At 66.8% G+C, this 26,879-nt stretch carries 26 protein-coding genes; 13 read left to right on the top strand and 13 right to left on the bottom strand.

Annotated elements, in window-relative coordinates; translation table 11 throughout:
* The first annotated feature begins 305 nt into the window (after nt 1-305).
* The 5 genes from ASD87_RS16200 to ASD87_RS16220 are packed head-to-tail and all read left to right on the top strand — an operon-like array spanning nt 306 to nt 5,322.
* On the top strand, nt 306-1,475 hold the full coding sequence (locus ASD87_RS16200; protein WP_056323567.1) for a CaiB/BaiF CoA-transferase family protein: 1,170 nt from the start codon (nt 306-308) through the stop codon (nt 1,473-1,475).
* Entirely contained in the window at nt 1,472-2,191 is a 720-nt protein-coding gene (locus ASD87_RS16205; RefSeq protein ID WP_056323570.1) for an enoyl-CoA hydratase/isomerase family protein, read from the top strand. Before ASD87_RS16200 ends, ASD87_RS16205 begins: the two co-directional genes overlap by 4 nt.
* 29 nt (nt 2,192-2,220) lie before the next feature.
* Nucleotides 2,221-3,054 carry a CoA transferase subunit A gene (locus ASD87_RS16210; RefSeq protein ID WP_056323572.1) on the top strand — a complete coding sequence of 278 codons (834 nt, stop codon included), beginning with the start codon at nt 2,221-2,223 and terminating at the stop codon, nt 3,052-3,054.
* The gene (locus ASD87_RS16215) at nt 3,047-3,781 is read left to right on the top strand and encodes a CoA-transferase subunit beta (RefSeq protein ID WP_056323575.1); all 735 of its coding nucleotides are present in this window, start codon (nt 3,047-3,049) and stop codon (nt 3,779-3,781) included. Before ASD87_RS16210 ends, ASD87_RS16215 begins: the two co-directional genes overlap by 8 nt.
* Before the next feature lie 47 nt (nt 3,782-3,828).
* Entirely contained in the window at nt 3,829-5,322 is a 1,494-nt protein-coding gene (locus ASD87_RS16220; protein ID WP_056323579.1) for a class I adenylate-forming enzyme family protein, read from the top strand.
* 44 nt (nt 5,323-5,366) lie between these two features.
* Here ASD87_RS16220 and ASD87_RS16225 read toward each other — a convergent pair whose 3' ends face one another.
* Together ASD87_RS16225 and ASD87_RS16230 are read right to left on the bottom strand one after the other, a co-directional pair.
* Nucleotides 5,367-6,347, bottom strand: coding sequence for a tripartite tricarboxylate transporter substrate binding protein (locus ASD87_RS16225; RefSeq protein ID WP_056323581.1), 981 nt, complete (start codon nt 6,345-6,347; stop codon nt 5,367-5,369).
* 70 nt (nt 6,348-6,417) lie between these two features.
* The gene (locus ASD87_RS16230; RefSeq protein WP_056323584.1) at nt 6,418-7,287 is read right to left on the bottom strand and encodes a fumarylacetoacetate hydrolase family protein; all 870 of its coding nucleotides are present in this window, start codon (nt 7,285-7,287) and stop codon (nt 6,418-6,420) included.
* Between the two features lie 192 nt (nt 7,288-7,479).
* Here ASD87_RS16230 and ASD87_RS16235 point away from each other — a divergent pair, with 192 nt between their 5' ends.
* The gene (locus ASD87_RS16235) at nt 7,480-8,148 is read left to right on the top strand and encodes a FadR/GntR family transcriptional regulator (protein ID WP_056323587.1); all 669 of its coding nucleotides are present in this window, start codon (nt 7,480-7,482) and stop codon (nt 8,146-8,148) included.
* A gap of 29 nt (nt 8,149-8,177) precedes the next feature.
* Here the strand turns inward: ASD87_RS16235 and ASD87_RS16240 are convergent, their stop codons facing one another.
* Complete coding sequence (locus ASD87_RS16240; RefSeq protein WP_056323591.1) at nt 8,178-9,065, bottom strand: LysR family transcriptional regulator; 888 nt, start codon at nt 9,063-9,065, stop codon at nt 8,178-8,180.
* A 203-nt stretch (nt 9,066-9,268) separates the two neighbouring features.
* Between ASD87_RS16240 and ASD87_RS16245 the strand changes: the two genes are divergently transcribed.
* From ASD87_RS16245 to ASD87_RS16255, 3 genes are read left to right on the top strand one after another with little or no spacing between them, the layout of a single operon-like run.
* The gene (locus tag ASD87_RS16245) at nt 9,269-9,748 is read left to right on the top strand and encodes a carboxymuconolactone decarboxylase family protein (RefSeq protein ID WP_056323593.1); all 480 of its coding nucleotides are present in this window, start codon (nt 9,269-9,271) and stop codon (nt 9,746-9,748) included.
* Nucleotides 9,749-9,757: 9 nt separating this feature from the next.
* A complete protein-coding gene (locus ASD87_RS16250; RefSeq protein WP_056323596.1) occupies nt 9,758-10,513 on the top strand; it encodes an SDR family oxidoreductase in 756 nt (251 codons plus the stop codon).
* 20 nt (nt 10,514-10,533) lie between these two features.
* On the top strand, nt 10,534-11,028 hold the full coding sequence (locus tag ASD87_RS16255; RefSeq protein ID WP_056323598.1) for an Ohr family peroxiredoxin: 495 nt from the start codon (nt 10,534-10,536) through the stop codon (nt 11,026-11,028).
* Nucleotides 11,029-11,074: 46 nt separating this feature from the next.
* Here the strand turns inward: ASD87_RS16255 and ASD87_RS16260 are convergent, their stop codons facing one another.
* From ASD87_RS16260 to ASD87_RS16275, 4 genes are all read right to left on the bottom strand, one after another.
* A complete protein-coding gene (locus ASD87_RS16260) occupies nt 11,075-12,079 on the bottom strand; it encodes a LysR family transcriptional regulator (RefSeq protein WP_056323601.1) in 1,005 nt (334 codons plus the stop codon).
* Between the two features lie 143 nt (nt 12,080-12,222).
* On the bottom strand, nt 12,223-12,657 hold the full coding sequence (locus ASD87_RS16265) for a cupin domain-containing protein (protein WP_142054388.1): 435 nt from the start codon (nt 12,655-12,657) through the stop codon (nt 12,223-12,225).
* A gap of 667 nt (nt 12,658-13,324) precedes the next feature.
* Nucleotides 13,325-14,200 (bottom strand): RNA polymerase sigma-70 factor, encoded by an 876-nt coding sequence (locus ASD87_RS16270; RefSeq protein ID WP_056323604.1) that lies wholly within the window; start codon nt 14,198-14,200, stop codon nt 13,325-13,327.
* Nucleotides 14,201-14,369: 169 nt separating this feature from the next.
* Nucleotides 14,370-15,665 (bottom strand): amidase, encoded by a 1,296-nt coding sequence (locus ASD87_RS16275; RefSeq protein ID WP_082586315.1) that lies wholly within the window; start codon nt 15,663-15,665, stop codon nt 14,370-14,372.
* A 135-nt stretch (nt 15,666-15,800) separates the two neighbouring features.
* Here ASD87_RS16275 and ASD87_RS16280 point away from each other — a divergent pair, with 135 nt between their 5' ends.
* Both ASD87_RS16280 and ASD87_RS16285 read left to right on the top strand, forming a co-directional pair.
* Nucleotides 15,801-16,922, top strand: a complete 1,122-nt coding sequence (locus ASD87_RS16280) for a 4-oxalomesaconate tautomerase (protein WP_056323610.1) — start codon at nt 15,801-15,803, stop codon at nt 16,920-16,922.
* A 2-nt stretch (nt 16,923-16,924) separates the two neighbouring features.
* The gene (locus tag ASD87_RS16285) at nt 16,925-17,902 is read left to right on the top strand and encodes a tripartite tricarboxylate transporter substrate binding protein (RefSeq protein WP_056323613.1); all 978 of its coding nucleotides are present in this window, start codon (nt 16,925-16,927) and stop codon (nt 17,900-17,902) included.
* Nucleotides 17,903-17,920: 18 nt separating this feature from the next.
* Here the strand turns inward: ASD87_RS16285 and ASD87_RS16290 are convergent, their stop codons facing one another.
* Both ASD87_RS16290 and ASD87_RS16295 read right to left on the bottom strand, forming a co-directional pair.
* Complete coding sequence (locus ASD87_RS16290) at nt 17,921-18,817, bottom strand: LysR family transcriptional regulator (protein WP_056323616.1); 897 nt, start codon at nt 18,815-18,817, stop codon at nt 17,921-17,923.
* Nucleotides 18,818-18,896: 79 nt separating this feature from the next.
* Nucleotides 18,897-19,922 carry a LacI family DNA-binding transcriptional regulator gene (locus tag ASD87_RS16295; RefSeq protein ID WP_082586317.1) on the bottom strand — a complete coding sequence of 342 codons (1,026 nt, stop codon included), beginning with the start codon at nt 19,920-19,922 and terminating at the stop codon, nt 18,897-18,899.
* A 218-nt stretch (nt 19,923-20,140) separates the two neighbouring features.
* On the opposite strand from ASD87_RS16295, the gene ASD87_RS16300 reads away from it, so the two are divergent.
* Together ASD87_RS16300 and gudD are read left to right on the top strand one after the other, a co-directional pair.
* Nucleotides 20,141-21,112, top strand: coding sequence for a tripartite tricarboxylate transporter substrate binding protein (locus ASD87_RS16300; RefSeq protein ID WP_056323622.1), 972 nt, complete (start codon nt 20,141-20,143; stop codon nt 21,110-21,112).
* 46 nt (nt 21,113-21,158) lie between these two features.
* Nucleotides 21,159-22,505 (top strand): glucarate dehydratase, encoded by a 1,347-nt coding sequence (gudD, locus tag ASD87_RS16305; RefSeq protein ID WP_056323626.1) that lies wholly within the window; start codon nt 21,159-21,161, stop codon nt 22,503-22,505.
* Nucleotides 22,506-22,571: 66 nt separating this feature from the next.
* On the opposite strand, the gene ASD87_RS16310 is transcribed toward gudD, so the two are convergent.
* Genes ASD87_RS16310 through ASD87_RS16325 form a run of 4 tightly spaced genes read right to left on the bottom strand, consistent with a single transcriptional unit; the run spans nt 22,572 to nt 26,717 of the window.
* Nucleotides 22,572-23,462: a GntR family transcriptional regulator gene (locus ASD87_RS16310; RefSeq protein WP_056323629.1), complete on the bottom strand. Its 891-nt coding sequence runs from the start codon at nt 23,460-23,462 to the stop codon at nt 22,572-22,574.
* Between the two features lie 5 nt (nt 23,463-23,467).
* Nucleotides 23,468-24,520, bottom strand: a complete 1,053-nt coding sequence (gene pdxA, locus ASD87_RS16315) for a 4-hydroxythreonine-4-phosphate dehydrogenase PdxA (protein ID WP_056323631.1) — start codon at nt 24,518-24,520, stop codon at nt 23,468-23,470.
* Entirely contained in the window at nt 24,517-25,734 is a 1,218-nt protein-coding gene (gene dtnK / locus ASD87_RS16320; RefSeq protein ID WP_056323634.1) for a D-threonate kinase, read from the bottom strand. Before dtnK ends, pdxA begins: the two co-directional genes overlap by 4 nt.
* The gene (locus ASD87_RS16325; RefSeq protein ID WP_056323637.1) at nt 25,731-26,717 is read right to left on the bottom strand and encodes a 2-keto-3-deoxygluconate permease; all 987 of its coding nucleotides are present in this window, start codon (nt 26,715-26,717) and stop codon (nt 25,731-25,733) included. Before ASD87_RS16325 ends, dtnK begins: the two co-directional genes overlap by 4 nt.
* Nucleotides 26,718-26,879 lie beyond the last annotated feature (162 nt).

The following is a 26,879-nucleotide window of genomic DNA, read 5'->3' on the forward strand; positions in this document are numbered from 1 at the left end:
CTCCTCGGTGGATGGGGCAGCATGCGACAGGCGCCGTGCGTATCGCCGGCGACTTGACCGCTGCAGTCCTCTTCTACTAAATCCTAAAATATAGGATCGACGTTCCAATAAATGGTTTACGTAGAATTCCACACGGTGCTATGCTGGTCAACAATTAACCGCGACACCTAGGGATTGCACTAGGCTTCGCCTGGAAATCAACGGCTTCCCGTCTTGGTCGGACTGGATGATGCCACCGTTGAAAGCCGCGTCTTATACTGTTTTTCTTATCCCAAATATTGAATTTTCATAACGAGAGGTCAGACATGACACCCAGTTCGGCGCTAACCGGCATCACAGTGCTGGAGATTTGCAACGTCGCGGCGGGACCCTTTTGCGGCATGTTGTTGGCGGACATGGGCGCGGACGTCATCAAGGTGGAGCACCCCGAAGGCGGCGATACGCTGCGCAGCTGGCCGCCCATCTCCGATGGCTACAGCGAGAACTTCGCTTCGCTCAACCGCAACAAGCGCTCGGTGACGCTGAACCTGAAGGATCCCGGCGACGTGGCCTTGGCGCGCGAGCTGGCGCTGCGCGCCGACGTGCTCATCGAAAACAACCGGCCGGGCGTGATGGATCGGTTGGGCCTGGGATACCTGCAGCTGCGCGAGGCCAATCCGCGCCTGGTCTATTGCTCGATTTCCGCCTACGGCCAGTCCGGACCGCGCTCGCAGGAAGGCGGCTTTGACCTCACCATCCAGGCCATGAGCGGGATCATGAGCGTGACGGGCGAGGCCGGCGGCGAACCCGTCAAATGCGGCGTGCCGCTGGCCGATTTTTCGGCCGGGCTGTATGGCGCGTTCGCCATCGCGTCTGCGCTGCGCGCGGCGCAGGCAAGCGGGCAGGGCACGCACATCGACGTGCCGATGCTGGGCGCGACGCTGGGCATCGCTGCCTTGCAGACGTCCGAGTTCTTCGGCAGCGGCAAGGATCCCGTCAAGCTGGGGTCGGCGCACCCGCGCAACGCGCCGTATCAGGCATTTCGCTGCAAGAACGGGTATTTCGGCATGGCCGCCGGCAACCAGGCGCTGTGGAAAGCCGTGTGCGCCACGGTGGGACGCGACGACCTGCTGGCCGATCCGCGCTTTACCGACACCAGCGCCCGCGCGCGCAACCAGACCGCGCTGCGCGACATCCTGGAAGCGATCTTTGCGGAACACGAGGCGCAGGAATGGCTGGCGCGTTTCCGCGCGGCCGGCGTGCCGTGCGCGCCCATCAACACGTATTCCGAGGTGCTGGACGATCCGCAGGTCGCGCACATGGGCTGGGTCCAGCCGCTTGAACTGCCCAACGGCGTGCAGACGCGCACGTTCGGGCTGCCGGTGCGGTTCGACGGCGAGACGACGGCGCTGCGGCGCAGGCCCCCGGCGCTGGGCGAACACAACGACGAAGTGCTGGGGCCGCTGCGTGCGGGCGGCAAAGGGAGCGCGGCATGAGCGTCCTGCGTATCGACAGACAAGGGCCGCGCCACGTGCTGACGCTGGCGCGCCCCGAAAAGATGAATGCGCTGTCGGCCGACCTGGTCGAGGCGCTGATCGCGGCGCTTGACGAGGCCGAAGGCCAGGGCGCCAAGGTCATCGTGCTGCAAGGCGAAGGCAAGAATTTCAGCGCGGGCTTTGACTTCGGCGATTGGCAGACGCAGAGCGAAGGCGATCTGCTGCTGCGCTTCGTGCGGATCGAAACCCTGCTGCAGCGGCTGGCGGCCTCGCCGTGCCTGACCGTCGCGCTGGCGCACGGGCGCAATTTCGGCGCGGGCGTGGATGTGTTCGGCGCCTGCAAATGGCGCGTCAGCGCGCCGGACGCCACGTTCCGGATGCCCGGTCTGAAGTTTGGACTGGTGCTGGGCACGCGGCGGTTTGCGTCGCTGGTGGGCGCCGAGCGCGCGCGCACGGTGCTTGAGCAGGCCGCCACGTTCAATGCCGAAGACGCATTGCGCGACGGCTTTGCCAGCCGGCTTGCGGCGCCGGCCGACTGGACGCGGATCGGCGACGAGGCGCTGGAAACCGCCGGCGCGCTCACGGACGACAGCCGCGTGCAGCTTTACGCAGCGCTGTCGCAGGAGACGCCGGACACGGACCTGGCACGGTTGGTGCGCTCGGCATCGGCGCCCGGGCTGAAGGACCGCGTGGCGGCATATCTGCAGGCGCGCTAGGCGCGTCCCATCAAGCAGGGAGGAAGACAATGGCTTCAGGATTCAATCAGAAGAACAAGCAGTGCAGCTTGCAGGAACTGGCGGCGCTGGTGCCTAACGGGGCATCGATCGCGCTGGGCGGCAGCTTCCTGCATCGCGGCCCGTTCGCGTTCGTGCGTGAACTGATCCGCCAGGAAAAGCGCGATCTCGAACTCATCAAGCAGTCGCCGGGGTACGACGTCGACATCCTGTGCCGGGCGGGCGTGCTGCGCCGCGTGCGCGCGGGCATCGTCGCGATGGAGGGCAACTTCGGTCTGGCGCCCTGGTACCGGCGCGCCGTGGAACGCCACGAGATCGAGCTGGAGGAACATGCCTGCGCCAGCCTGACTGCCGGCCTGCGCGCGGCGGCCTTCGGCGTGCCGTTCCAGCCCTGCGGCGGCCTGCATGGCAGCGGCCTGCCGGAACTGAACGGCTGGAAATGCCTGGAAGACCCGTACGGCAGCGGCGAGAAGACCTGGGTGGTGCCCGCGATCCGGCCGGACTTCGCGGTGATCCAGGCGTCGGAGGTGGATGCGCAGGGCAATGTGCGCGTGCATGGCACCGCGCATTGGGACCGGATCATGTCGCGTGCCGCCGGCAGCGTGCTGGTGGTGGCCGAAAAGCAGGTGGATAGCGCCGTGTTCGAGGCGCAGCCTGAATCCACGCTGGTGCCGTATTTCATGGTGCAGGCGTATGCGGTCGTGCCGGGGGGCGCGTGGCCGGGATCGTGCTGGCCCGATTACGCCATCGACTATCCGGCGGTGGAAACCTACATGGACAAGAACAGCGATCTGCGCGCGCACCTGGCTGCGGCGCCCGAAGCGCGGGAGGGAAATCATGGCTGAGCAATGGTCGGGCTTTTCGTACATCGTCACCAATCTGGCGCGCTTCATCCGCCCCGATGAAATCACGTTCAGCGGCGTGAACTCCACGATGCCCATGCTGGCCTGCCTGCTGGCCAAGCGTGCGTATGACTGGGACTTCGTCTACATCAACGTGGCTGGCGGCGTGAACCCGCGGCCCTCGCACATTCCGTTGTCCAGCTCCGATCCGGTGCTGGCCGAGCACACGGCGTCGATCTTCTCGAACGAAGACTTCTACGACCTGTGCACGCGCGGCCGCATGGACCTGACGTTTCTGGGCGCGGCGCAGATCGACGGCGCGGGCTGCGCCAACAACTCGTGCATCGGCGACTGGCATGAACCCAAGGTCCGCCTGCCCGGCGGCGGCGGCGGCGCGGTGATGCTGCCCACGGCGCGGCGCGCCTGCACCTGGCGCACCGAGCATTCGCGCCGCACGTTCGTGCCCAAGCTGGACTTCATGACGTCGTGGGGCGGCTTTCATGGGGTGGTCACGCCGATCGCCGTGTTCATCAAACGCGACGGCCGGCTGGCGCTGCAATCGTGGCATCCGGAGTCCAGCCTGTCCGAGGTGCGCGAGCGCACGGGCTTTGAGTTCGACGCCGCCGGCGCGGGCCCGACCGAACCGCCGACCGAGCGCGAAGCCCTTGCCTTGCGCGAACTGGACGCGGACGGGCAGTTCGAACGCGACGCCGCCGTCACGCTGCGCTGATCGCGCATCTACCCATCACATCGAGCCCGGTACAGGGGGAATCAGTCATGTCGATTGCCGATGCCACGGTCGTGGCGGCGTTTGCACGCTTGTGGGACCAGCCGGAATGGGCCGCGCGCCCCGCGCTCGTGACCGCCGAGGAAACCGTCACCTACGCGGACCTGCGCCGCCGGGTGGGGCAGGCCGCGGGCGGCCTGAGGGCTGCCGGCGTTGCGCCCGGCGACTACGTTGGCGTGGCGATGGAGCGCTCGCTGGCGCAGGTGCTGGCCATCCTGGGCGTCATGGCGGCGGGCGGATGCCCGTGCCCGCTGGAGCCGCGGCTGTCGGTTGAGGAAACCGCGCGGCGGGTGGCGGCAGTGGGGCTGACGTGGATGCTGGCCGATAGCGACAACGCCGCCACCGCGCGCGGCTGCGGCCTGCCGGCGGCGCGCGTGCTCGATGCGGCAACGATCGCGCAGGGCGGGCAGGACTGGTCCGGCGCGGATGTCGCGCCAGATGCGCCGGGGCTGTTGCTCTTTACGTCCGGCAGCACCGGCAATCCGAAGGGCGTGCTGCTCAGCCATCGGGGGCTCGTGAACAACGCGCGCGGCGTTCTGGCGCATACGGGTCTGACGCCCGGCGATCGCCTGCTGCACGTCATGCCGCTGCACCACACCAACGCGCTCAACAATCAAATTTTCACGCCGCTGCTGGCGGGGGCGAGCGTGGCGCTGGCCGGCCGGTTCCGCGCGCAGGACATGCCGGGTCTGCTGGCCGCCTTCCGGCCCACGATCATCACCGGCGTGCCGACGATGTATGCGCGGATGCTGGAATTGACGTTCGATCCGGACAGCCTTGCCGGCCTGCGCTTTGCCCGGTGCGGCTCGGCGCCCATCACCGAGGCCTTGCACCGCCGGATCGAAGCCTTCCTCGGGTGTCCGCTGGTCGTGTCCTATGGCCTGTCGGAGGCCACGTGCACGTCCACCATGAATCCGCCCGCGGCGCGGCGCGTGGGATCGGTGGGCACGGTGCTTGAAGGGCAGGACGTGAGCTTGCGCCTGCCCGACGGCAGCCTTGCGCCGGCAGGCGCCGAAGGCGAGATCTGCATTGCGGGCGACAGCCTGATGCTGGGCTATCTGGGCGTGGACAGTGCGGACGCGGGCGCGCCGCGGCTGCTGCGCACGGGCGACCTGGGCCGCTTCGACGCAGAGGGTTATCTGATGATCACCGGCCGCATCAAGGACGTCATCATCCGCGGCGGCGAGAACATTTCGCCCGCGCTCATCGAAGGCGTGGTGACGGGCATGCCCGGCATCGCCGCCTGCTGCGTGGTGGGGGCGCCGGACGAGGATCTGGGCGAGACGCCGGTGATCTTCGTGCACGGCAATGGCGACGCCGCGCCTGACGCGGCCGCGATACAGGCCGAGGTGCTGGCGCGGCTGGGCCGGATCTACGTGCCGCGTGACGTGATCTGGGTCGACCGGTTGCCGGAGAACGCGGTGGGCAAGGTGGACCGCAAGGCGCTGGCCCGGCAAGCGGCGGGGCGCGAAACGGTGCAATGAAAAAGGGGGCTCGAAGCCCCCCGATAGCAGCTACGTTCCGCTCGTCATTCGACCTTGCCGATCCGCTTGACCGCCACTTCCAGCGACGCGGAGTCCTTTTTCCAGTAGTCGTCGAACGCCGGCGCGTCCAGGTACTGCACCGGGCTGCCGGTGCCGGCGATGCGCGCCTGCACCGCGGGATCGTCCGCGATCTGCTTGACGGCATCGCGCAGCTTGTCGATGACGGCGGGCGGCGTGCCGGCCAGCGCGAAGATGCCGGACCACTGCACGAAGCTCGCGTCAAACCCCTTGGACTTAAGCGATGGCACCTGCGGCAGGCTCTCCAGCTTGCCATCGCCCCAATGCGCCAGGGGGCGGACACGTCCAGCTTGAATGAGCTGCATGACGCTGGACGGGCCGGTGGCCAGGGCGTCAACCTGCCCGCCGACCAGCGCCTGCACCGCGGGACCCGCGCCGGTGAAGGGCACGTGCATCATCTTGATGCCGGCGGCGTTCTGCAGCATTTCCATCGGCACGTGCATCGTGCCGTAGATGCCCGAGCTGCCGTAGCTCAGCTTGCCGCCCTGTTTCCTGGCCGCCTCAAGGAATTCGTCCAGCGTCTTGTAGGGCGCGTCCGCGCGCACCACCAGCACGGTGGGATCGGCGGTGATGCGGGCGATCGGCACGAACTGGTCCAGCTGATAGGCGGGTTTGCGCTCCAGCACCCGGTCGGCCGCGGGCAGGATGGAGATCGACGACAGGCTCATCAGCAACGTGTAGCCATCGGGCTTGGCGCGGCCCGCCTGGCCGATGCCGATGGCTCCACCGGCGCCGCCCTTGTTTTCGATGACGATGGGTTGGCCCAGCTTGTCGCCCAAGGCCTGGGCAATGGGGCGGGCGATGGTGTCGGCCACGCCGCCGGGCGGGAAGGGCACCACCAGCGTGACGGGGCGTTCGGGATAGCCGGCGGCCAGCACGGTCATCGTGGCCGTCGCACTCAGGCATAGCAAGGCAGCCGCAGCCACCTGTTTGCAGCGCAGTTTCATGTCTCACTCCTTATGGGCTTGCGTGCTGCGCGGCGCCGGTTTCATTGACCGGCGCTCATTGGCGCGGGCGTCAGACGAATCGGTTCTCGATCCTTCCAATGCCGTCGATTTCAATGCGGACGGTGTCCCCGCTCTTGAGGAACTGGGGCGGATTCAGGCCCTGGCCGACGCCAGCGGGCGTGCCGGTGGCAATGACGTCGCCGGGGTACAGCGTGATGCCGCGCGAGCAGGTTTCGATGAGCGTGGGAATGTCGAAGATCAGGTCTTCCGTGTTGCCGTCCTGGCGCAGCTCGCCGTTCACCCAGCAGCGCACGCGCGTGTTGCGCCCGTCCAGCTCGTCGGCGGTGACCAGCCACGGACCCATCGGGCAGAAGGTGTCGAAGGATTTGCCCAGGTCCCACTGCTGGTGGCGCATCTGCACGTCGCGTGCCGTGACGTCATTGACCACGGTGTAGGCGATGACGTGGCTCATGGCTTCGGCGCGAGAGATGTTGCGACCGCCCTTGCCGATCACCACCGCCAGTTCGGCCTCGTAGTCGATCTTGTCGGAGATGCCCGTGGGCAGCGTCACGTCGGACCAGGGGCCCACCACGGTTTGCGGCACCTTGGTAAAGACGATGGGCCAGGACTCCGGGTTGGCGTCGTTGTCCTTGAAGACGGAGTCGCGCAGTTCCTTGGCATGGGCGTGATAGTTGCGGCCCACGCAGAACAGGTTGCGCGGCTGCGCCGGCAGGGGCGCTTCGTGCTCGACCTGATCCCAGCGATAGGACGGTCCCGTCCGGGCGGGCAGGGCGCGGCCCTCGGCCAGCCACCGCACCGCCGTCAGGGCGCCGGCCGCGGCCAGTTCGGGCGCGAAGTCCAGCGCGGTAACCGTGCTGCCGTCGTCCGAGACCACGCCCACGCGCCGTTCACCATTGACTCGAAATACCGCGATTTTCATGCTTGCTCCTGCGGGGCTTACGCCGCCCGTTGATGAAATACCAAAACATACCAATTTGAATAATTCAGGCCCAATTGGTGCTGTTCGGCAGGATAAACCAAAATTCTCCGCAGGCGAATCGGTTTATTGCCGGATAAGCAGGAATTTATTGGACTGATTTGGTATCATCGCGGCATTCATCCGGGAGTCCTCATGGACAAAGCCTCCGCCATGCGGGCGGTCATCATCGAAAACCTGCAGTCGGGCATCTGGCCCGCCGGCCATCGCCTGCCGACCGAGCGCGCGTTAAGCGAGGAATTCGGCCTCAGCCGGTCTACCGTGCGCCGCACGCTGGCGCAGTTGAAGGACGATGGACTGATCTCGCAGCGCGTGGGCAGCGGCACCTACGCCAACCCGCCGTCGACGCTGGCGCAGACCGAGGCGTTCTTGCGCGGCGAGGTGCTGTCCACGAGCCCCGCCGAACTGATGGCCGCGCGCCTGGTGCTGGAACCGGCCATTGCGGCGTTGGTGGTGCAGCACGGCACGCCGGCCGATTTCGCCGCCATGCAGCATGCATGCGACGAGGCGGAGGCCGCGGCCAGCTTTGAAGCGTTCGAGGTGTGGGACGCGAAACTGCACGAACTGATGGCCACGGCCACGCACAATCTCTTCATCGAAAAGGTCTTCGCGTTGATGACCGCGGCGCGCTCGCAGGCCACCTGGGGCGCGCTCAAGCGCAAGAGCCTCACCCCCGAACGGCGCGCGGCCTACCAGGCCGAACACCGCGAAATCGTCGAGGCGCTACATGACCGCGACGCAGACCGCGCCATCGCGGCGGTGCGCCGGCATCTGGTGCACGTCAGGGAGAACTTGCTGGGGTGAGCCAGGGCGTGCGCCCGCGATGCAGGCGCCTAGTTCACGCGCAGATGCCGTTGCAGCGTATCCAGAAACACCTTCGCCCGCGCCGGCGTCACGCGGTTGTCGGAGAGCGCGTAGATGGTCGCCGGGGGCAATTTCCAGTCTGGCAGGATCTGTTCCAGATCCAGTTCCCGCAGCGTTTGCGACAGCGCCAGGTGGCTGGGCATCCAGGCAATGCCCAGCCCGGCGATGGCAAGCTGCACGCCCAGCGCCGAGCTATTGGTGCCGATGTGGGTGGGGCCGAGGACGTTCAGCAGGCTCTCGCCTTCCCCCAGTGTCCAGTCCTGCAGGTCGCCGGTGATGATGCGCTCGTGCAGGCCCAGGTCTTCCGGGCAGGTCGGCCGGCCGAATCGGTCCAGGTAGCTGCTGGCCGCGACCAGCACCCACTGCACCTGCGCGACGTGCTTCTGGATGAACGCCGAATCCGCCAGCTCGCCTGAGCGCAACATCAGGTCGAAGTGCTGGCCATTGCGGCCCGTGTCGGCCAAGCCAAGCTCCACCTCGAACGAGATCTGCGGATAGGTTTCGCGCAGCTCTTTCAGCACCGCCGGCAGGATCGTCGTCAGGCCGGGCATGACCGACACGCGCAGCGTGCCCGCCAGGTGGTTCAAGCGCGAATTGATGATTTCATGCGCCGACAGGGCGCTTTCGACGTGTTCCGCGCAATGATCGAAGTACTGCTGTCCGATGGCCGTCAGGCTGACGCTGCGCGTCGTGCGATGCAGGAGCTTGTAGCCCAGCGCCTGTTCCAGCTGCGTGAGCCGCCGCGACAGCGTGGCGACGGGGATGCCGAGCGCGGCGGCGGTGGCGGACAGCTTTCCACGCTTGGCGACTTCGACGAAGTAATGGATGTCCTGCATCGAGATATCGTTTCTGTTCATGATGAGTTCCGGGCGCGAGCCTTGATTGCCTGCCTATTGTCGGCGTGACCGCGCCTGCCGATTGTTGCCATTGCGGCAACATCATGGTCCCCGCGCCGGGGCTACTGCGGTCCGGCGGGCCGGCCTACGATTTGGGCGTCGAACAAGCAAGCGCCGCGCCCGGCAACCCGATCGGGAAGCGCCCAACCCACCCAGGAGCCATCATGAGCCAACGTCTCAACGCCTTTGCCCAATCGCCGGAACTGTTCAAGAAGTTTGTCGAATTCACCATGCTGGCCAAATCCGGCACCATCGAAAAGTCGATCCTTGACCTGGTCGACATCCGCGCCTCGCAGATCAACGGCTGCGGCTTCTGCCTGGACATGCACATCAAGCAGGCCAAGCTTGCCGGCGAGCGCGAACTGCGCCTGCACCATGTCGCCATCTGGCGCGAATCCAATCAATTTTCGGCGCGCGAGCGCGCCTGCCTGGCCTGGACCGAAGCGCTGACCACGCTGGGCGTGCATGGCGTGCCGACCGAAGTGTACGAGCGCGTGCGCGGCGAACTGTCCGAAAAGGAAATCTCGGACCTCAGCTTTGCCGTCATGGCCATCAATGGCTGGAACCGGCTGAACGTGGGATTCCAGACCGTGCCCGGCTCGGCCGACAAGGCGTATGGGCTGGACAAGGCCCAATTCAACTAAGGATCGATCATGAAAATCCTCGTCATCGGCGGCACGGGCCTGATCGGCTCCAAGCTCGTCAAACTGCTTGCCGAACGCGGCCATGAGGCCATCGCCGCCTCGCCCGCCACCGGCGTGAACACCATCACCGGCGAAGGCCTGGACGCGGCCCTGGACGGGGTCGAGGTCGTGGTCGACGTGGCCAACTCGCCGTCCTTCGAAGACAAGGCCGTCCTGGAATTCTTCCAGACCTCCGGCCGCAACCTGCTGGCCGCCGAAAAGCGCGCGGGCGTGCGCCATCATGTCGCGCTGTCCGTGGTGGGCACCCGCCGCCTGGCCGAAAGCGGCTACTTCCGCGGCAAGATCGCGCAGGAAGACCTGATCGAAGCCGCCGGCATTCCGTACACCATCGTGCACAGCACGCAGTTCTTCGAGTTCCTGGGCGGCATCGTGCAGTCCGGCACGCAGGGCGAAGAGGTGCGGCTGTCCTCCGCCTACGTGCAGCCCATCGCCTCGGACGACGTAGCGCTGGCCATGGCCGACGCCACGTTGGGCGCGCCCGTGAACGGCATTGTCGAGATCGCCGGTCCGGAGAAGGTCAGGTTGTCCGAACTGGCCCAACGCTACATGAGTAGAATCGGGGACACCCGCACCGTGCACGCGGACGCCGGCGTGCGCTATTTCGGCGCGCTGCTGGACGACAGCACACTGGTGCCGGGAACCATCCCGCGTCTGGGCAAGATCGGCTTTGACACCTGGTTCAGCCGTTCGGGTGCAAGAAAGTAGCGGCGGTCACAAGGACCTACATGAGCAAACTGCGGCCTCCTCCCCAAAGCCTCCTGGACAAGTACCGGGGCGGCGCCTTCCGTCCCCTGTACACCACCAGCGTGACAGTACGGGGCGGGGAGGCCGCGCATGGCCGCGCCTCGGGCATCGCCATCTCGGACGACGGCGAACTGCTTGTGGAATTACGGTTGCCCGTCGAACTGGGCGGCACGGGCGGCGGAACCAACCCCGAGCAGCTCTTTGCCGCCGGTTACGCAGCCTGCTTTCACGGTGCGCTCAGCATGCTGGCCCAGCGGTCCGGTCTGTCCATTCCCGACGCCTCGGTTACCGCCACGATCGCGTTCGGACGCGACCCCGTCGATGGCCTGTTTGCGCTGAAGGCGGACGTCAACATTCACCTGCCCGGCCTGGACAAGGCCATTGCCGAAGAACTGGTGCGCAACACCGAGCGCCTCTGCCCTTATTCCAAGATGGCGCAGGGCGGCATCGAAAGCGTCGTCGCGCTGACGCAATAGCGCCGCTTGCCGGGGCGCCTTTCCACGCGCCTTGCTGCCTTGCGCTTCACGCCGGCTTGACCAGCAGGCTGTCCAGTATCTGCAGGTCCATCGCGCGTATGTTCTCCGTCATGTAATCGATGAACACGCGCATGCGCACCGGCAGGTGCTGGCGGCTGAGAAAGCACAGGTAATGCCCGCGGTCGTCCGGCGCATATTGCGGCAGGCAGGCCACCAGCCGGCCCGCCCGCAGATGGTCGCAGACCTGATAGGCCGCCATCTGCGCGATGCCGTGTCCGTCCAGCACCGATTGCAGCACCAGGTCCGCGTCGTTGAAGGTCAGCATGCCGGGCGGCGCCACCTTGCGCATCTGTCCGCCCACCTTGAACTCCCATTCGAACACGCGGCCGGACGCCAGCTTGAAATTCACGCAAGCATGGTCCGCGATGTCCTCGACGCTGGCGGGCAGTCCGTGGCGCGCGGCATAGGCTGGCGACGCGCACAGCAACATCTGCATCGGGATCACCTTCTTGGCAATCACCTGGCTGTCTTCCATGCGCCCGTTGCGAAAGGACACGTCCACGCGGTCGGTCGTGAAGTCGGTAGGGCCGTCGTCCAGCAGCAACTCCACCGAGATGCCCGGATTGGCCTCGCGAAATCCCTTCAACAGCGGCGCGACGATCTTGCGGCCGAAGCCCACGGTGGCGCACACGCGTAACTGGCCCGACGGCGGGCCCTCGCGAAGGTCGCGCATGTCGTCCAGCGCCTGGATGATGCGTTCAACCCCCGGGTGGCATTGCTCGTAGAAGCGCTGGCCCTCGGGCGTGAGCGACGTGCTGCGCGTGGTGCGCACGAACAGTCGCGTGCCGAGCTGATCTTCAAGCTTCTGCACGCTGCGGCTGACGGCCGAGCGGCCGATGCCAAGCCGGTCGCCCGCCTTGGCGAAATTGCCTTCGGCGGCGACGGCGATGAAGGCCATGACACCGGCATAGCTGGTGGCAAAGCTGTCGGCCAGAGAATCCGGTCCGGCCGAAGCAGGGGTATCCGAAGGGGCAGGGTAGGGTGTCGACATGGTGGCGGCGCCGCAAGTGGGTTGATCCTACAGCTAAGACGGCGCAGCCTGCAATCTTGTGACATCACGCGCAAAAAAAGGCTTTCCCCCGAGGGGAAGGCCTGGCGGGCCGACGAAAGGCCCCCGCCGCGTGCAGGGCAACCTTATTTGACCGGGGTCAGGGCGGGCGCGCCTTGCTTCTTGATGAGGACGACCAGGAACTTGGCCGGCTGGGTCTGGCTGGCATTACGCCCCACCGTGTGAACGTCGTCCGGCCCTTCATAGAAGGTTTGCCCGGGCGTCAGCGTGACTTCCTTGCCGCCCTTGACCTGCATGACGATGCTGCCTTCCAGCACATAGACAAAACCATACGCATCGTGGCGGTGAATGGGATCGGCCCCGCCGGGCGGATAGTCGACGATGAGCATCAACGCGTCCTTGCCGGGAATGTCCGGCAGGGCCTTGGTCATCAGTTCGGTGACGATGGGATCCGCGGCCGTGGCGCCGGACGATGCGTGATGGGAGGCGGCGTAAACGGGCTGGCCGAGCAGCGCCGCCGCGGCGATGAAGGGCAATCCGAACTTGGTGGTCTTAGACATGGCCTGTCCTTGCGTGTGTGAGTGATGACAGGTCCATCGTAGAAGCGCGGCCCGCGAGGCGGTAGGCACGCACAGGGGATCACCGTGTTGCCTGCCAGGCACCAACGCATCAGGCCGCCAGTGGCGGCGCGTAGCCAGGGCCGCTGGCGGTGTCTGACACCCTTGGGACATGAACTTGGTATGAAGCGAATCTCACAAGGGTGTCAGACACCAAGAGCGGAAGCAGCCACACGCGAAGCGCCATCGCCACGACGCAAGACGCCGCGTAAGCCCACGAAGGCCGCCCGCGCGGCCGCCCGGGGGCGGGCCCCGCAAGACGCTTCTCTTCCACCCCGTCGCATGCAAGAACCTTAAGAACCCAATTCGCCCCGCTGTCCGACAAGATTCAACGGCAGAGCCCGGTGTGGCGTGGGCCTGGGGTGGGCGGGGCGTTTAGATGCGCCCGGCGGAAACCGAAGGGAGCCGAAGGCGGACGAGGTTGAGCGCGGGGCAGTCCGGAGCGAAGGCTCCGGACCGCAATCGGAGCCCCGCCCGCCCCAGGCCCACGCCGCGCCGGGCGTCTCAAGAACCCAGCCGAATCCCATGCAAACCCACCCAGTCCGCAACTCGATGCAGCGCAATTCCCCTTCCACGCCACCCGCGCGCATGAACACGCCACCCGCGCGCATCAAGAGCCCTTGAGCGCCGCGGCAACGCCCGCAAGCTTGTCCGGATTTCGCTGCACCAGCACCCGCGTCAGCCGTTCGCCATCGGTCTCGTAAGACTGCACGGACTCCAGATCGCCGTCGATGAAGCGCAAGAGGGTCCATTGCCCGTTCACCTGCACCACCCGGACATCCAGCGCGTCGCGATACCGGCGCTTGCCAGCATAAAAGAGCTGCGCCAGCCGCTTGCCGCCCACCAGACTGGCAAACGCGGTCACCTTGTCGCCGCCGTCGCCGATCAGTTCGGCGTCGTCGCTCAGAAGCGCAAGCAGTCCGTTGAAATCGCTGCGCTGCATCGCGTCGGCAAACGCCTGCAACAGGCGCTGCAGCGTCGCGCGCGGCACGGCCTCGCGCGGCGCGCCCTGGCGCAGTTGCTGGCGCGCGCGCCGCACCATCTGGCGCACGGCCGCCGGGGTCTTGTCCAGCGTTTGCGCGATGTCTTCGTAGTCCGCATCGAACACGTCGCGCATGAGAAACGCCGCGCGGGCATCCGGCGACAGGCGTTCCAGCATGAACAGAAACGCCACCGACACATCGTCCGCCTGCTCATGGATCTGCTCCGGCGTGGAGGGCGCCGCCATCAGCATGGGTTCCGGCAGCCAGACACCAACGTAGTGTTCGCGTTCAGCCTTGACAGCGCGCAAGCGGTCGATCGACAGGCGCGTGGTCACCGTGACGAGCCATGCTTCGGGATTCTGGATGACCGCGCGGTCAGCCTCGTGCCAGCGCAGCCACGCTTCCTGCACGACGTCTTCGGCCTCTGCCACGGCGCCCAGCATGCGGTACGCAATGCCATAAAGGCGGGAACGGTGCTGGTCGAAGAGGGCGGAGTCGGTCATGGTGCCAGCGCCGGGGCGAGGGGAGGGACGCAGGTATTTTGCCGTAGCGGCCTGCCCGCCACAAGCGCGCACGACGTCCATATCGGCCTCCATGCCCGCCTCCTGATGTAGCTGCACGGGCGCGACGCTGAGATCGGCCAGAGGCATGAGTTTGTTGTGCCCACAGCAACTACGAGCCGGGTGGTTCTTCGCGAGAATCGAGAAAAGGGTGCGCCGCCGCGGCGGCGGCCAGCAGCGGGCCGTCGCTGCCATGACGGCCAACGAGTTGCACACCCAGCGGCAGGCCTTCGATTGACCATGCCGTGGGCAAATGCACAGCTGGCCAGCCAAGCACGGACCAGATCCGGTTGAACGTCGATTCGCCCGTGCTTGCCAGACCAGTTGGGGCGATCCCCGCCGCGCTGGGAGTGAGGATGAAATCGAAGCCTGCAATAGCCTGTTCGAAAACTTGGCGCTCGGCGTTCGCGCGAGCCAAGGCGTTGCGATACGTGGTGTCGTCGATCGCCAGTCCGTCGCGGATCGCGCCGCGCAGTACGTCGCTTAGGGGTTGAGTTCGTAAGTAGGACTGCGGCGACAGCGAGCGGGCCAGCTCATACAGCATGATCTGACGATGGCATCGTGCCAGGGCGGGAAGGCACTCCTGCATGGAAACCGCTACGACTTCGTGGCCGGCATCGCGCATCGCTTGTGCCGCGGCGTGCAGCGTGCGCAGCGCCTGCGGTTCCAGCGGTCCCAAGGGTTCGGCATCAACGAGCATCACGCGCCATGTATCGGGCGTCGCGAGCGTGAGGCCGGGCAGCAACGCGCGTGCCGCTTGAACTGCATCCTCCGTGCTGCGGGCGAACCAACCCAGACAATCCAGACTGCCGGCTACGGGGGCGACGCCGTCGAGAGACAGAGCTCCCAACGACGTCTTGACGCCGACGACACCGCAATAGGCGGCTGGGCGTATCACCGAACCACCGGTTTGAGTGCCCAGCGCAAGTGGCACCACGCCGGCCCCAACGGCTGCGGCGGATCCGCTGGATGAGCCGCCTGGGGTCCGGTCCAGGGCGTGCGGATTGCGGGTCGGGCCGGGATGCGCGTATGCGTGTTCGGCTGTGACTGTCTTGCCGACCGGTACCGCGCCCGCCGCGCGCAGCAGCGCCACGCACGTCGCGTCGCGGTCGGCCGGCGCCGGCGTGAAGCCGGCCAGGCCCAGCGCCGTGGGCATGCCGGCAACATCGATCACGTCCTTGACCCCCACTGGCACGCCAAGCAGCGGCAAATCGCGTCCCGCTTGGACTGCGAGATACTCGGCCTCTACCTGTCGCGGATCGAACCAGCTCCATGCGCGTATCGCGGACTCTTGTCGAACCTGGGCCGACACCAGGGCGCGACTTGTTGTGGCGGTCGTTAGCGTGCCGTGGCGTAGCGCCCGGGCGATGCCAAGTGCGCTTTGGGAAGATTTGAAAAGTTTTTGCATGGTCGCAAGTATCGCCAATGCGTAAACGCTGCGACCGTAGGGCGGGCGGCGATTTTTTTTCGTGCCCCCCACGCCTATTCGTCGTTTGCCTGTCGGCTGCCCTACGGACCAGACTTGGGTTCCAAGGAGAACGCCATGCAAGAGTATTCCGATCAATTAGGCCTGCGCTGCGTGCTGATGCGCGGCGGCACTTCCAAGGGGCCTTTTTTTTTAGAGCAGGACCTGCCCGCGCCGGGGCCGAGGCGCGATGCCGCGCTGCTGCGCTTGATGGGCGCATTGGAGCCGCGACGCGTCGATGGTATTGGGGGCATTGATTCATTGACCAACAAGGTCGCCATAATCTCTGCCAGCAACAGGCCGGATGTGGATGTGGATTATCTGTTTGGGCAGATATGCGTGCATAAGAACACGATCGATTATTCGGTGAACTGCGGCAATATGTTGGCGGGGGTCGGGCCTTTCGCCATTGACGAGGGACTGGTCCGTGCAACCGGCGACGCCACCAAAGTTGCCATTTTCAACGTCAACACGGGCAAGCGGATTGTCGCGACGGTGCGCACCCGTCGGGGACTCACCGTCTACGACGGGCAAGACGCCATTGACGGGGTCGCGGGGCATGCTGCGCCCGTGTGGCTGAAGTTTTGCGAGGTGGCCGGATCCAAGACCGGAAAGCTGCTGCCGACAGGGCGCGCCGTCGATGTCATCGAGGGTGTTGCAGTGAGTTGCGTGGATGCGGCCGTGCCGATGGCCATCGTAGACGCGGCGGTGTTCGGACTGACGGGTCGAGAGTCGGCAGAAGAGATTAATGCAAATCCTGAACTGCTCGCCCATGTCGAGCGCGTGCGTTGCGCGGCGGGCAGAGCGATGGGCCTGGGGGATGTGGCGAAGCTGGAAATGCCCAAGCTCGTGACGGTTTCGTCGCCACGATTCGGAGGTTCCATAAGCGCGCGATACTTCATGCCCTACACCTGCCATACGTCATTCGCAGTGACCGGCGCAGTCTGCCTGGCCGCTGCCGCGCAGATACCCGGGACCGTAGCCGCGCACGCCGCCACTTTGGCCGCGGTGGGCAAAGTCGTCATCGAGCATCCGGCCGGTAGGCTCGATGTCGACGTGGAGGCCGACCATGCGCAGGCCGGCGTGGAGATCAAATCGGCCAGTCTCCTGCGAACCGCCAGGCGGCTGTTGGCAGGCACCGTGTATGTTCCGGCCGCAACCTTGGCGGCGCAGCAATTCGAAGCGGCAGAGCAAAGTTGATCATGAAAATCCTATCCACATTTATTTTCCTGGCCTCGACGGCCATCTTGATTTGGGGCAACCCTGCGGCTGCGGCCGATACCTACCCGTCCCGGCCGATCCGCCTAGTGGTGCCTTTTCCCGCCGGAGGCGGTACGGACACGCTGGCACGGGAGCTGGCGCGCGAACTCGACCGCCAATGGCATCAGCGTGTTGTTGTCGAGAACCGCCCGGGCGCTGGCGGCTCCATTGGCGCAGTCAGCGTGGCGAATGCCGAGCCTGACGGTTACACCATGCTGATGACGACTGCTGGTGTTTCTGCCATCAATCCTGGGCTCTACAAGTCGTTGAACTATGATCCTCAGGCGCAGTTCACGCCTGTGAGCCGCGTGGCTTCAACTGTCTTCGGCGTGCTGGTGCATCCGTCGCTGCCAGTGGACTCGATTGAGGAACTCGTCGCGCTGGCCAGGAGCAAGCCTGGGTCGCTAACCTTCGGATCTGCTGGCAACGGCGCGGCAGGTCACCTGCCGGCTGAACTTTTTCGCTCAATGGCGGACGTGGACATACGCCATGTGCCGTACCGAGGGACGACCCCGGCGCTGAACGATCTGCTGGGCGGGCAGATATCCATGATGTTCGCGATCCTCGGTCCAGCCGCGCCCTACGTCCAGGCGGGCAAGGTCAAGCTGCTCGCCACGACAGGTGCGACCCGCTCACGGAGTTTTCCCGATGTCCCCACGGTCGCCGAAGCCGGGCTGCCCGGCTATGTGGCGGACGAATGGTGGGGCGTGGCAGCGCCAAAGGCTACGCCGCCGGAGATTGTCCAGAAATGGAACGCGGCGATGCGATCGTACGTAACGAGGCCTGAAGTGCAGCGCAAGCTCGTCGAAAGCGGCTATGAACCGGCCGCTGATTCCGTCGAGGATTTCGCTGCGCTCATCACGGCCGACAAAGCCAAGTGGAGCAAGGTGATCCAAGAGGCCTCGGTCCGCGTCGACTGAAACGTGCGCGTCATCGACTCAGGACCGGACCTGTTCTTGAAGCGCCAGTAGCAGGCGCGACACCGCCGGGCTGGGAATTACGCCCGGGTCCATCACAATCCTGAGCTCGAAATGCGCCCACTCGTCCGACAGGGCGACTAGGCGCACGTTCCGGGGAACGTGCCACGACGATGGCGCGGCCGGCACGATGGCCACGCCAAGCCCGGCGCTGACCAGCGAAAACAGTGCGGGGAAGCTGGTCACCTGTGTATTCACAGCAGCCGGCTGTGCGCCTTCAGCCGAAGGTTGACCGGAGAATTGCGCCAGCGCGCTGCCAGGGGCGCGAGCCAGGTGCGGGTATATCAGGGTTTCGGCATAGGTCACCGAATGCCGGGCTGCCAACGCATGCTTTTCGGGCACTGCCAGCACCAGCGGCGTGCGGGTATAGGGTGAGGAATTCAGGCCCGCGCGGTCGGCGCTGGCGTGAGCGATGCCCAGGTCCGCGGATCCGTTGGCCACGGCATCCGCGACGGCCGCGCTGGTGGCCTCCTGGAGCGAGATCCGGATGTCGGGGTAGTCGGCCGAAAATCGCGCCAGCAGTTCCGCCAGACCGGCCGACAGGCCGGAGGTGTTGGAGGCGATCCGAACGTGGCCTCTTCGGCCTTCGGCGAAGCCCGCCAAATCTGCGTGCAGTTCTCGCAGTTCTTCCAGGACGCGTGCGCTACGTTGTGCCACCTTGTGTCCGGCCGCGGTCAGGCATGCGCCTTCCGGTCGTCGCAGCAGCAGCGCAATGCCCAATTGCGTTTCCAATTCCAGGATGCGCTTGCTGGCGGCGGAAGCGGTCAGGTGGATGGTTTCGGCCGCGCGCGCGACGCTTCCGGTCTCGTCAACTTTGCGCAGCAATTGCAGGGTCAGCAGGTCGAAGCGAGGATTCATTCGGCACATCCTTGAACGCTGCGCGATTGATGGCGATGTGTTGGACCGCCGCGGAGCAGGCTGATGCGCGTCTTTCCCATCATGCGCTTTCCCGGCGTACGATGCGAAAACCGATTTCCACCACCGACTGCGCGGGACGCTGGCCGTTGGCGCGCAAGCCGATCATCTCGGCCGCCTGCGCGCCGATCGCGGCGCCGTCCACGTGCACGGAGGTGATGGCCGGAGACATCGACGCGGCGATGTCCATGTCGCCAAAGCCCATCACGGCCAGTTGCCCAGGCACGTCCAGCCCTTGCGCCGCGGCCTCGGTCAGCACGCCGGCCGCCATCATGTCGGAACTGCAAAACACCGCGTCGATGCCTTGGCCCGACCGCTGCAGCGCGCGCAGCCCTTCGCGGCCTTGCGCGTGCGTTGTCGGCGCGGGCATGTAGTGCACCAACGGTTCGGGCAGGCCCGATTCCAGCGCCGCGCGAACCAGGCTTTCGGCGCGCAGCCGGGCGCGGTGGTCGTCGCCGCTCAGCACCGCCTGCCGCGTCTTGCCTGCGTCGCGCAGGTAGTGGCTGACGGCCGCGCCGATGGCGTCGTGCGACAGGCTGAGCAGCATGTCGATGGGGGCGTCCGTGGCATCCCATGTTTCGACGATGGGGATGCCCGATGCCTTGAGCAGCTGCCGGCCCTGCGGCGAGTGCATCACGCCCGTCAGCACGATGCCGTCCGGGCGCCGTCCGATGATGGCGCGCAGCAGCGCGTCCTCGCGGGGCGAGTCGTAGCCGCTCTGGCCCACCATGAGCTGAAAGCCCTTGGCCTCCAGCGACTGCGTCAGCGCGGTCAGCATCCCGCCAAAGAGCGATCCGGCGATCGAGGGCACCAGCACCATCACCAGGTTGCTGCGCGACAGGCGCAGGCTGCCGGCCATCAGGTTGGGCACATAGCCCAGCGCCTGGATCGCGGCGTTGACCTTGTCCAGCGTGGCGGGCGAGACCTGCTGCGGCGTGTTGATGGCGCGCGAAACGGTAATCATCGACACCCCAGCCGCTTGCGCCACCTCGCGCACGGTGACGTTGGCGCGCTCCGGGGAGCGGGAAGGGGAGTCGGCGGACGGCATGCGGGGCGGGTGCATCAAAAAGGGAGTCGAAAACGGCGGGGTGCAATTGGCGTCAAGCCTAACCGCAGACGCACGCCTTGCGGGCCAGATGGTGTCAGGGTTTGTCCGGATGGCGAACCGTCGGCGCCCCGAAATATTCTAAAAAAGCCGTCATGTTAACGTTAACAAAAGAAATGTTAACGTTAACGTAAATAAAAGAACCCAATCCGGAGACAGTAATGAAGACCAATGCGCGCAAGTGGATGCTTGGATTGACCCTGATGGCCGCCGCAGGCGCGGCGCAGGCCTGGCCTGACAAGGCGGTCACCGTCGTCGTCCCGTTCCCGCCCGGCGGCGCAACCGATTCGGTGGCGCGCGCGCTGTCCAACAAGCTGGGCGAACAGCTCAAGCAATCCTTCGTCGTGGAAAACAAGGCGGGCGCCACCGGCACCATCGGCGCGTCGCAAGTGGCCCGCGCCGCGCCGGACGGCTACACCCTGATGGTCACCTCGCTGGCCCCGCTGGTCGTGGCCCCGCATCTGATGAAGGGCATCACCTACGATCCGGCCAAGGATTTCACGTATCTCACCGTGGCCGTGCAGACGCCCAATGTGCTGGTGGTCAGCCCCAAGCTCGCGCCCCAGATCAACAGCGTGCAAGACGTGCTGAAGCTGCTGAAGGACAAGCCGGGCGCGATCAGTTTCGCGACCTCCGGCGCGGGCTCGTCCGACCACCTGACCGCCGAACTCTTCTGGCAGAAGACCGGCACCAAGGGCCTGCATGTGCCCTACAAGGGCGGCGCGCCCGCCATTTCCGATCTGCTGGGCAACCAGGTCGACATGTCGTTCCAGAACGTGAACGCCGTGCTGCCGCATATCAAGTCCGGTAAGCTCAAGGCCATCGCCGTCACCGGTTCCAAGCGCTCGCCCGTGCTGCCCGACGTTCCCACGTTCGCCGAAGTCTCGGTGCCCGGCGTCGACGTCTATGCCTGGCAGGCCGTCGTGGCGCCCAAGAACCTGCCCGCCGACGTGCGCGACAAGCTGTCCGCCGCCCTGACCGCCGCGCTGAAGGATCCGGCGCTCAGCAAACCCTTCACCGACATCGGCCTGGAGGTCGTCGCCAACTCGCCCGAAGCCTTCACCGAGTTCCAGCAGCAGGAAAGCGCCCGCTGGAAGCAGGTCATCGAGACCGGCGGCATCTCCGTGCAATGACGCAACGCGCCCGGCCCCGCCGGCCGGGCATTTTCAAGAAGCAATCATGACTCTTCACGCATCGCAAGCCTCCCAGACGCCCACGATTACCGGCATGCGCGTTGTGCCGGTCGCCGGCCAGGACTCCATGCTGCTCAACCTGAGCGGCGCCCACGCGCCTTACTTCACGCGCAACCTGGTCATCCTGACCGACAGCGCGGGCAACACCGGCGTCGGCGAAGTGCCTGGCGGCGAAAAGATTCGCGCCACGCTGGAAGACGCGCGCGCCCTTATCGCGGGCAGCTCCATCGGCAACTACCAGCACACGCTGAACCAGATGCGCCAGGCCTTCGCCGGTCTGGACAGCGCGGGCCGCGGCGCCCAGACCTTCGACCTGCGCGTGGCGATCCATGCCGTGACGGCGGTGGAGTCTGCGTTGCTGGACCTGCTGGGCCAGCACCTGGGCGTTCCCGTGGCCGCGCTGCTGGGCGAAGGCGTGCAGCGCACCTCCGTGCAGATGCTGGGATACCTGTTCTACGTGGGCGACTCGTCGCTCACGCCGCTGCCTTACCAGACGGCGCCCGACGCCGATGGCTGGCTGCGTGTGCGGCACGAAAAGGCCATGACGCCCGAGGCCATCGTCCGCTTGGCCGAAGCCGCTCATGACCGCTATGGCTTTCAGGACTTCAAGTTGAAGGGCGGCGTTTTGCGCGGCGAGGAAGAGGTCGAAGCCATCCGCGCCCTGCACGAGCGCTTCCCCGAAGCGCGCGTCACGCTCGACCCGAACGGCGGCTGGCTGCTCAAGGACGCCGTGCGTCTGTGCCGCGACCTGCACGGCGTGATGGCCTATGCCGAAGACCCGTGCGGCGCCGAAGGCGTGTTTTCCGGCCGCGAGGTCATGGCCGAGTTCCGCCGTGCCACGGGCCTGCCCACCGCCACCAACATGGTCGCCACCGACTGGCGCGAAATGGCGCATGCGCTATCGCTGCAGTCGGTCGACATTCCGCTGGCCGATCCGCATTTCTGGACGCTGCAGGGGTCGGTGCGCGTGGCCCAGACCTGCCAGGCCTTCGGCCTGACGTGGGGCTCGCATTCCAACAATCACTTCGATGTGTCGCTGGCGATGTTCACGCATGTGGGCGCCGCCGCGCCGGGCCGCGTCACCGCGATCGACACGCACTGGATCTGGCAGGACGGCCAGCATCTGACCCGCAACCCGCTGCAGATCCGCAACGGCTACGTCGAACTGCCGCAGACCGGCGGACTGGGCATCGAGCTGGACATGGACGCGATTGAACGCGCGCATCAGCTCTACCTGCAGCATGGCCTGGGCGCGCGCGACGATGCCACGGCCATGCAGTATCTGGTGCCGGGCTGGAAGTTCGACAACAAGCGGCCTTGCATGGTGCGCTGAGCGCATCAAAAAAAATCGGGGCGGCAATATGCCGCCCCGATTTGCTTGCAGCCCGCGTTCCGCGGTTCAGGACTGCCCGCGCAAGCGTTCCAGTTCAGCCGACAGCTCCGCCACCAGCGCCTGTGCGCGCGCGAGCGGATCGTGTCCGTTGACCGGCGCCTGCGGTTCCGGGGCGGGGTCATGCAGCCGCGGCTGCACGCTTTCGTGTCCCATGCTGACGTCCACGTCGAACACCAGTTGTTCGGCGCGGTGCCAGGTGGTGAACCATTCCAGCGGCTTGCCGTGCTGGTCCATGCCCTGGCCTTGCAGCATCAGCAGCGGCGTGCCGGTCTGTGTGTCGAGCAGCCTGGCGAGCTTGTCGTCGGCCGCGACGGCGCGGATCTGGTTGCGCCCCGCGCCGGGGCGCAGGCCGAACTGCCGCGTCAGCACGCCGTGCAGGGAGGCGTCGGCCAGATGGTCGGCGACGAGGCCCGGCACCGCGTCGGCGGGCAGCCAGGTGCGCACGTAGGCCAGCGGCGCTTCGGCCACGTGGCGCAGGCGTTCCAGCAATAACAGGCGGGTGGTGCCGAAGAACTCGGCCACGTCGGCGGGCGGCTCGGCCGGGCCCAGCGCCAGCACGCGCGTGCGCAGCGCAACACCGGATTGGGCGAACTGTTCGTAAAGACCCGTGGACCGCTGCACCAGGCGGCGGTGTTCCTGCGGCGCCGCCACGGTGGCGGGGCGGCCGGTCTCGCGTTGAATGAGACCCTCGGCGGCCAGCGCCGCCAGGGCCTGGCGCACCACGCTGCGCGCCACGCCGAAGCGGTCGCAAAGCGCCGCCTCGCTGGGCAGCACGGCGCCTGCCGCGAGCTTGTTCGTGCGGATGTATCCGCGCAACCGCGACGCCACCTGGGCGTGCAGCGGGATGTCTCCCGCGCGGTCAAGATCGGGCAATGCGTCGTGCGTGGCGGGCGCCATGGGAATCAACCTCCGGTTTGTGCCCGCGCAGTTTCCCATACATGCGTCCAGCCCGGGGCCAGATGCGCGGCGCGCTCGGCGGCCAGGATCAGGCTGTCTTCGCGCGCGATTCCCTTGCCGGCAATGTCGAACGCGGTGCCGTGGTCCACGGACACGCGCACGACCGGCAGGCCCACGGTGATGTTGACGCCGTCGTCGCCGTACACGGACTTGAAGGGCGCGTGGCCCTGGTCGTGGTAACAGGCGATCACGAACTTCCACTTGCCGCGCACGGCCTGCGGGAACAGCGCGTCGGCCGGGATGGGACCCGCGGCCAGGATGCCGGCGGCGTTGGCTTCGGCCACGGCGGGCGCCAGGATGTCGGCGTCTTCGCTGCCGAAGATGCCGTTCTCACCGGCGTGCGGGTTCAGGCCGGCGACCGCCACGGGTTCGTCGGCACGGCCCAGCGCGGTGGCGAACGAGCCGGCCAGCCGCAGCACGGCGCGCATGCGGGCTGGGTTCACGTCTTCGATGGCCTGGCGCAGCGACACGTGCGTCGTGGCGTGGAAGATGTAGAGGTCGCCGGCCGACAGCACCAGCGAGAACGTCTTGACGCCGAACTCATGTGCCAGCAGTTCGGTGTGGCCGGGCCACTTGTGGCCGGCGGCGTGCATGGCGGCCTTGTTCAGCGGAGCGGTGACGATGCCGTCGATCTCGCCGGCGCGCGCCAGGGCGCAGGCCGTCGTGACAAAGCGGACCGAGCCGTCGCCGGCGTCCGCGCTGATCTCGCCCAGCTTCACGTGCGCCAGCGACGGGCCGGCCTGCAGGACTTCGATCAGGCCCGGGGTGTTGGTCGCGTCGGCCGGGCGCTCGATCTTGCGCACGATGGCAGGGTCGGCGCCCAGATTGCGCACCGCATTGGCCATGACGTCTGCATCGCCGACCACGAAGAGGCGCGCCTTCTGGCGCAGTTCGTCGTGGCCCATGAGCATCTTGGCCGTGATTTCCGGCCCGATGCCCGCTACGTCGCCCAAGGTCACAGCCAAGAGGGGCAGCTTCGCGGGAGGGGTTTGTGTCATCGCTTGAATCTCCTGTCGCGGATCGCGCGCACCGCGCGAACCAGTACGTCTTCGGTGCCAAAGCCGCCGGCCTTGGTCACCACGGGCAGGCCTGCGGCCGTGCCTCCGGTCAGCGTGCCCAGAGGCACGCCGCCCATCACTTCGTCCACCAGCGCGATGCCGTTGGCTTGCAGCGCCAACAGTACGCTGCGCGCGCCATCGCCGCCGGTGGCGACCACGCCGGCCGCGCGCGAGGCGGCAATCAATTGCGCGGCCAGGCTGCCGAGGCGGTCGGCGACCTTGTCGGAATCCAGGCCGGCGCGCTGGCCTTCTGGGGCCAGCAGCAGAATCGTGCCGGCTTCCAGCGGGGCCTGCGCGTGCGCCTGCAGCAGCGGCTGGCTCCATGCCTGCCATTGCGCGTCGTCAGCAAGTTGCTCGAGCGACGGGCGCCAGGTGTCGGCGCCCGCAGCCTGCAGCGCGGCGGCCTGGCCGCGCGCGGCGCTGTGCTGCGAGGTCACCACGACCACGACAGGCGCGGTCTGGTCGGCGCCTGCCCACACGCGGGCAAGCGGCACGGCCAGTCCGCCCGCGCCCACGGGCAGGGCGCGCTCGCCCAGCAGTCCGACGGCGCGCGCCAGCCGTTCCAGGTCGTCATCGGTGGCGGCATCGACCACCACGGTGGCGCCGGCCTGCGCGATGCGCGCGGCCAGCGTTTCAGGCGTGTCGTCCGCCAGCGGCGCCACGTGGGCGCTGCCGAGCAAGGTCGGAATATGGCTTTCGGTTACCGGCGTCACGGGGTCGGTGGCCGCCGAGGTCTCGGTGACCGGCTTGCCGTTCACATACAGAATGCCTTGCTCGACCGTGCGGCCCGTGGCCGGAAAGGCGGGGCAGACCACCGCGATGGCGTCGTCGCGCCAGGCGTCGCGCGCCGCGTCGATCTCGGCCTTGAAGGCACCGCGCAGGGTCGAATCGACCTTCTTGTACAGGCGCGACACGCCGGCTTCACGCAATTGCCGCACGTTGCGGCCGATGACGTCGGCGGCATCGGCGGCGCTGAACGCCCGGCTGTTGGTCGTGACGGCCAGCACCTGGACGTCGTCGTGCGCGGGACCGGCCAGGGCCTCGTCCGCGCCGCCGATGGACAGGTGCGTGCACCAGCCAGCCCGCACGAATTGCACGGCGGTGTCGCCGGATCCGGTCAGGTCGTCGGCGACGATGGCGATGGCGGGTTTCACAAGGCCTCTCCGCGGGCTTCGGTCAGGGGCGGGGCAACGGTGGCATCGGCGTCCTCGGACTTGAGCTCACCGGCGCGCTTGAGGAACCAGGATGCCAGCACCGGGGCCAGAATGGAACTGATCAGCACGCACGCGGCGACCTGCGCGGTGGCGGCCGACACATACTGCTGGAAGTTGGGGTCGGCTGCCGCGACCACGGCGGGCGTGGCGATGGCGTTGCCGGCGGTGGTGCCGGCCGCAAAGCCCAGACCGCTCTTGCCGCCGCGGCGCAGGATCAGGCGATAGCCCAGGTAGACCAGACCGCCGGTGATGGGGCTGATGATCAGGCCCAGGATCAGACCGCTGATGCCGCCGCTGACGACCGCGCCCAGATTAATGCCGGTGCCCAGGGCAAAGGCGAAGAACGGGATGACGATATTCGGCACGGGCTTGAGCACGTCGCGCCACTTCGGGTCCAGGTTGCCCACGACCACGCCCAGCAGGAAGGGCACCAGCGCGGCCACCAGGGCGATCATCGGAATGTCGGCAAGGCCCGACGCGCCCAGGAACAGCAGGCTGAAGAAGGGGCCGTCGTTGACCGCGCTGGCCACGTAGGCGCCGCGATCGCGGGCATCGCCGTACTGGCCGGTGTAGGCCAGCCACAGGCCGCCGTTGCTGTTGTCGAAGGCGGCGAGCATCGCCAGGATCGACACGCCCCACAGGCCGTCAAGACCGACGTAGCTGCCCAGGATGATGATGAGGGTGGCGGGCACCAGCGTCTTCATCAGCAGGATGGTGCCGGCGGTGGCCAGGATGGGACCGCCCGTGCGGGCGTTGACGTGCGTGCCGGTTGCGAAGATCAGCAGCGCGATCAGCGGCAGTGCGCTGTTCTTGAAGAGAGCAGTGGTGAAGCCGCCGATGGCGAGCGCTTCGGGGGCAAAGGTGCCGATCAGGGAACCCAGGATCAGCGGCACCAGCATCAATCCACCGGGGATTTTCTGCATCGTGCCAAAAAAGGGCGAGCGGGTAGTTGCGGTCGACACTATCGGGGTCTCCAGGACGATTTTTCTGGGTTGCAGACGTTCATGCGCGCGTCTGTCGGACGGTTGAAAAAATCGTAGTGTACACCTGTACGTACAGCATGTACGTACAGGTTGACCCGAGGT

Source organism: Achromobacter sp. Root170 (genome assembly GCF_001428165.1).
In the GTDB taxonomy this organism is placed as follows: Bacteria; Pseudomonadota; Gammaproteobacteria; order Burkholderiales; family Burkholderiaceae_B; genus Achromobacter; species Achromobacter mucicolens.

Coding starts and splice junctions, on each gene's coding strand:
- ASD87_RS16200 (WP_056323567.1), top strand. CDS start 306: ATGACACCCAGTTCGGCGCTAACCGGCATCACAGTGCTGGAGATTTGC.
- ASD87_RS16205 (WP_056323570.1), top strand. CDS start 1,472: ATGAGCGTCCTGCGTATCGACAGACAAGGGCCGCGCCACGTGCTGACG.
- ASD87_RS16210 (WP_056323572.1), top strand. CDS start 2,221: ATGGCTTCAGGATTCAATCAGAAGAACAAGCAGTGCAGCTTGCAGGAA.
- ASD87_RS16215 (WP_056323575.1), top strand. CDS start 3,047: ATGGCTGAGCAATGGTCGGGCTTTTCGTACATCGTCACCAATCTGGCG.
- ASD87_RS16220 (WP_056323579.1), top strand. CDS start 3,829: ATGTCGATTGCCGATGCCACGGTCGTGGCGGCGTTTGCACGCTTGTGG.
- ASD87_RS16225 (WP_056323581.1), bottom strand. CDS start 6,347: ATGAAACTGCGCTGCAAACAGGTGGCTGCGGCTGCCTTGCTATGCCTG.
- ASD87_RS16230 (WP_056323584.1), bottom strand. CDS start 7,287: ATGAAAATCGCGGTATTTCGAGTCAATGGTGAACGGCGCGTGGGCGTG.
- ASD87_RS16235 (WP_056323587.1), top strand. CDS start 7,480: ATGGACAAAGCCTCCGCCATGCGGGCGGTCATCATCGAAAACCTGCAG.
- ASD87_RS16240 (WP_056323591.1), bottom strand. CDS start 9,065: ATGAACAGAAACGATATCTCGATGCAGGACATCCATTACTTCGTCGAA.
- ASD87_RS16245 (WP_056323593.1), top strand. CDS start 9,269: ATGAGCCAACGTCTCAACGCCTTTGCCCAATCGCCGGAACTGTTCAAG.
- ASD87_RS16250 (WP_056323596.1), top strand. CDS start 9,758: ATGAAAATCCTCGTCATCGGCGGCACGGGCCTGATCGGCTCCAAGCTC.
- ASD87_RS16255 (WP_056323598.1), top strand. CDS start 10,534: ATGAGCAAACTGCGGCCTCCTCCCCAAAGCCTCCTGGACAAGTACCGG.
- ASD87_RS16260 (WP_056323601.1), bottom strand. CDS start 12,079: ATGTCGACACCCTACCCTGCCCCTTCGGATACCCCTGCTTCGGCCGGA.
- ASD87_RS16265 (WP_142054388.1), bottom strand. CDS start 12,657: ATGTCTAAGACCACCAAGTTCGGATTGCCCTTCATCGCCGCGGCGGCG.
- ASD87_RS16270 (WP_056323604.1), bottom strand. CDS start 14,200: ATGACCGACTCCGCCCTCTTCGACCAGCACCGTTCCCGCCTTTATGGC.
- ASD87_RS16275 (WP_082586315.1), bottom strand. CDS start 15,665: ATGCAAAAACTTTTCAAATCTTCCCAAAGCGCACTTGGCATCGCCCGG.
- ASD87_RS16280 (WP_056323610.1), top strand. CDS start 15,801: ATGCAAGAGTATTCCGATCAATTAGGCCTGCGCTGCGTGCTGATGCGC.
- ASD87_RS16285 (WP_056323613.1), top strand. CDS start 16,925: ATGAAAATCCTATCCACATTTATTTTCCTGGCCTCGACGGCCATCTTG.
- ASD87_RS16290 (WP_056323616.1), bottom strand. CDS start 18,817: ATGAATCCTCGCTTCGACCTGCTGACCCTGCAATTGCTGCGCAAAGTT.
- ASD87_RS16295 (WP_082586317.1), bottom strand. CDS start 19,922: ATGCCGTCCGCCGACTCCCCTTCCCGCTCCCCGGAGCGCGCCAACGTC.
- ASD87_RS16300 (WP_056323622.1), top strand. CDS start 20,141: ATGAAGACCAATGCGCGCAAGTGGATGCTTGGATTGACCCTGATGGCC.
- gudD (WP_056323626.1), top strand. CDS start 21,159: ATGACTCTTCACGCATCGCAAGCCTCCCAGACGCCCACGATTACCGGC.
- ASD87_RS16310 (WP_056323629.1), bottom strand. CDS start 23,462: ATGGCGCCCGCCACGCACGACGCATTGCCCGATCTTGACCGCGCGGGA.
- pdxA (WP_056323631.1), bottom strand. CDS start 24,520: ATGACACAAACCCCTCCCGCGAAGCTGCCCCTCTTGGCTGTGACCTTG.
- ASD87_RS16325 (WP_056323637.1), bottom strand. CDS start 26,717: ATGCAGAAAATCCCCGGTGGATTGATGCTGGTGCCGCTGATCCTGGGT.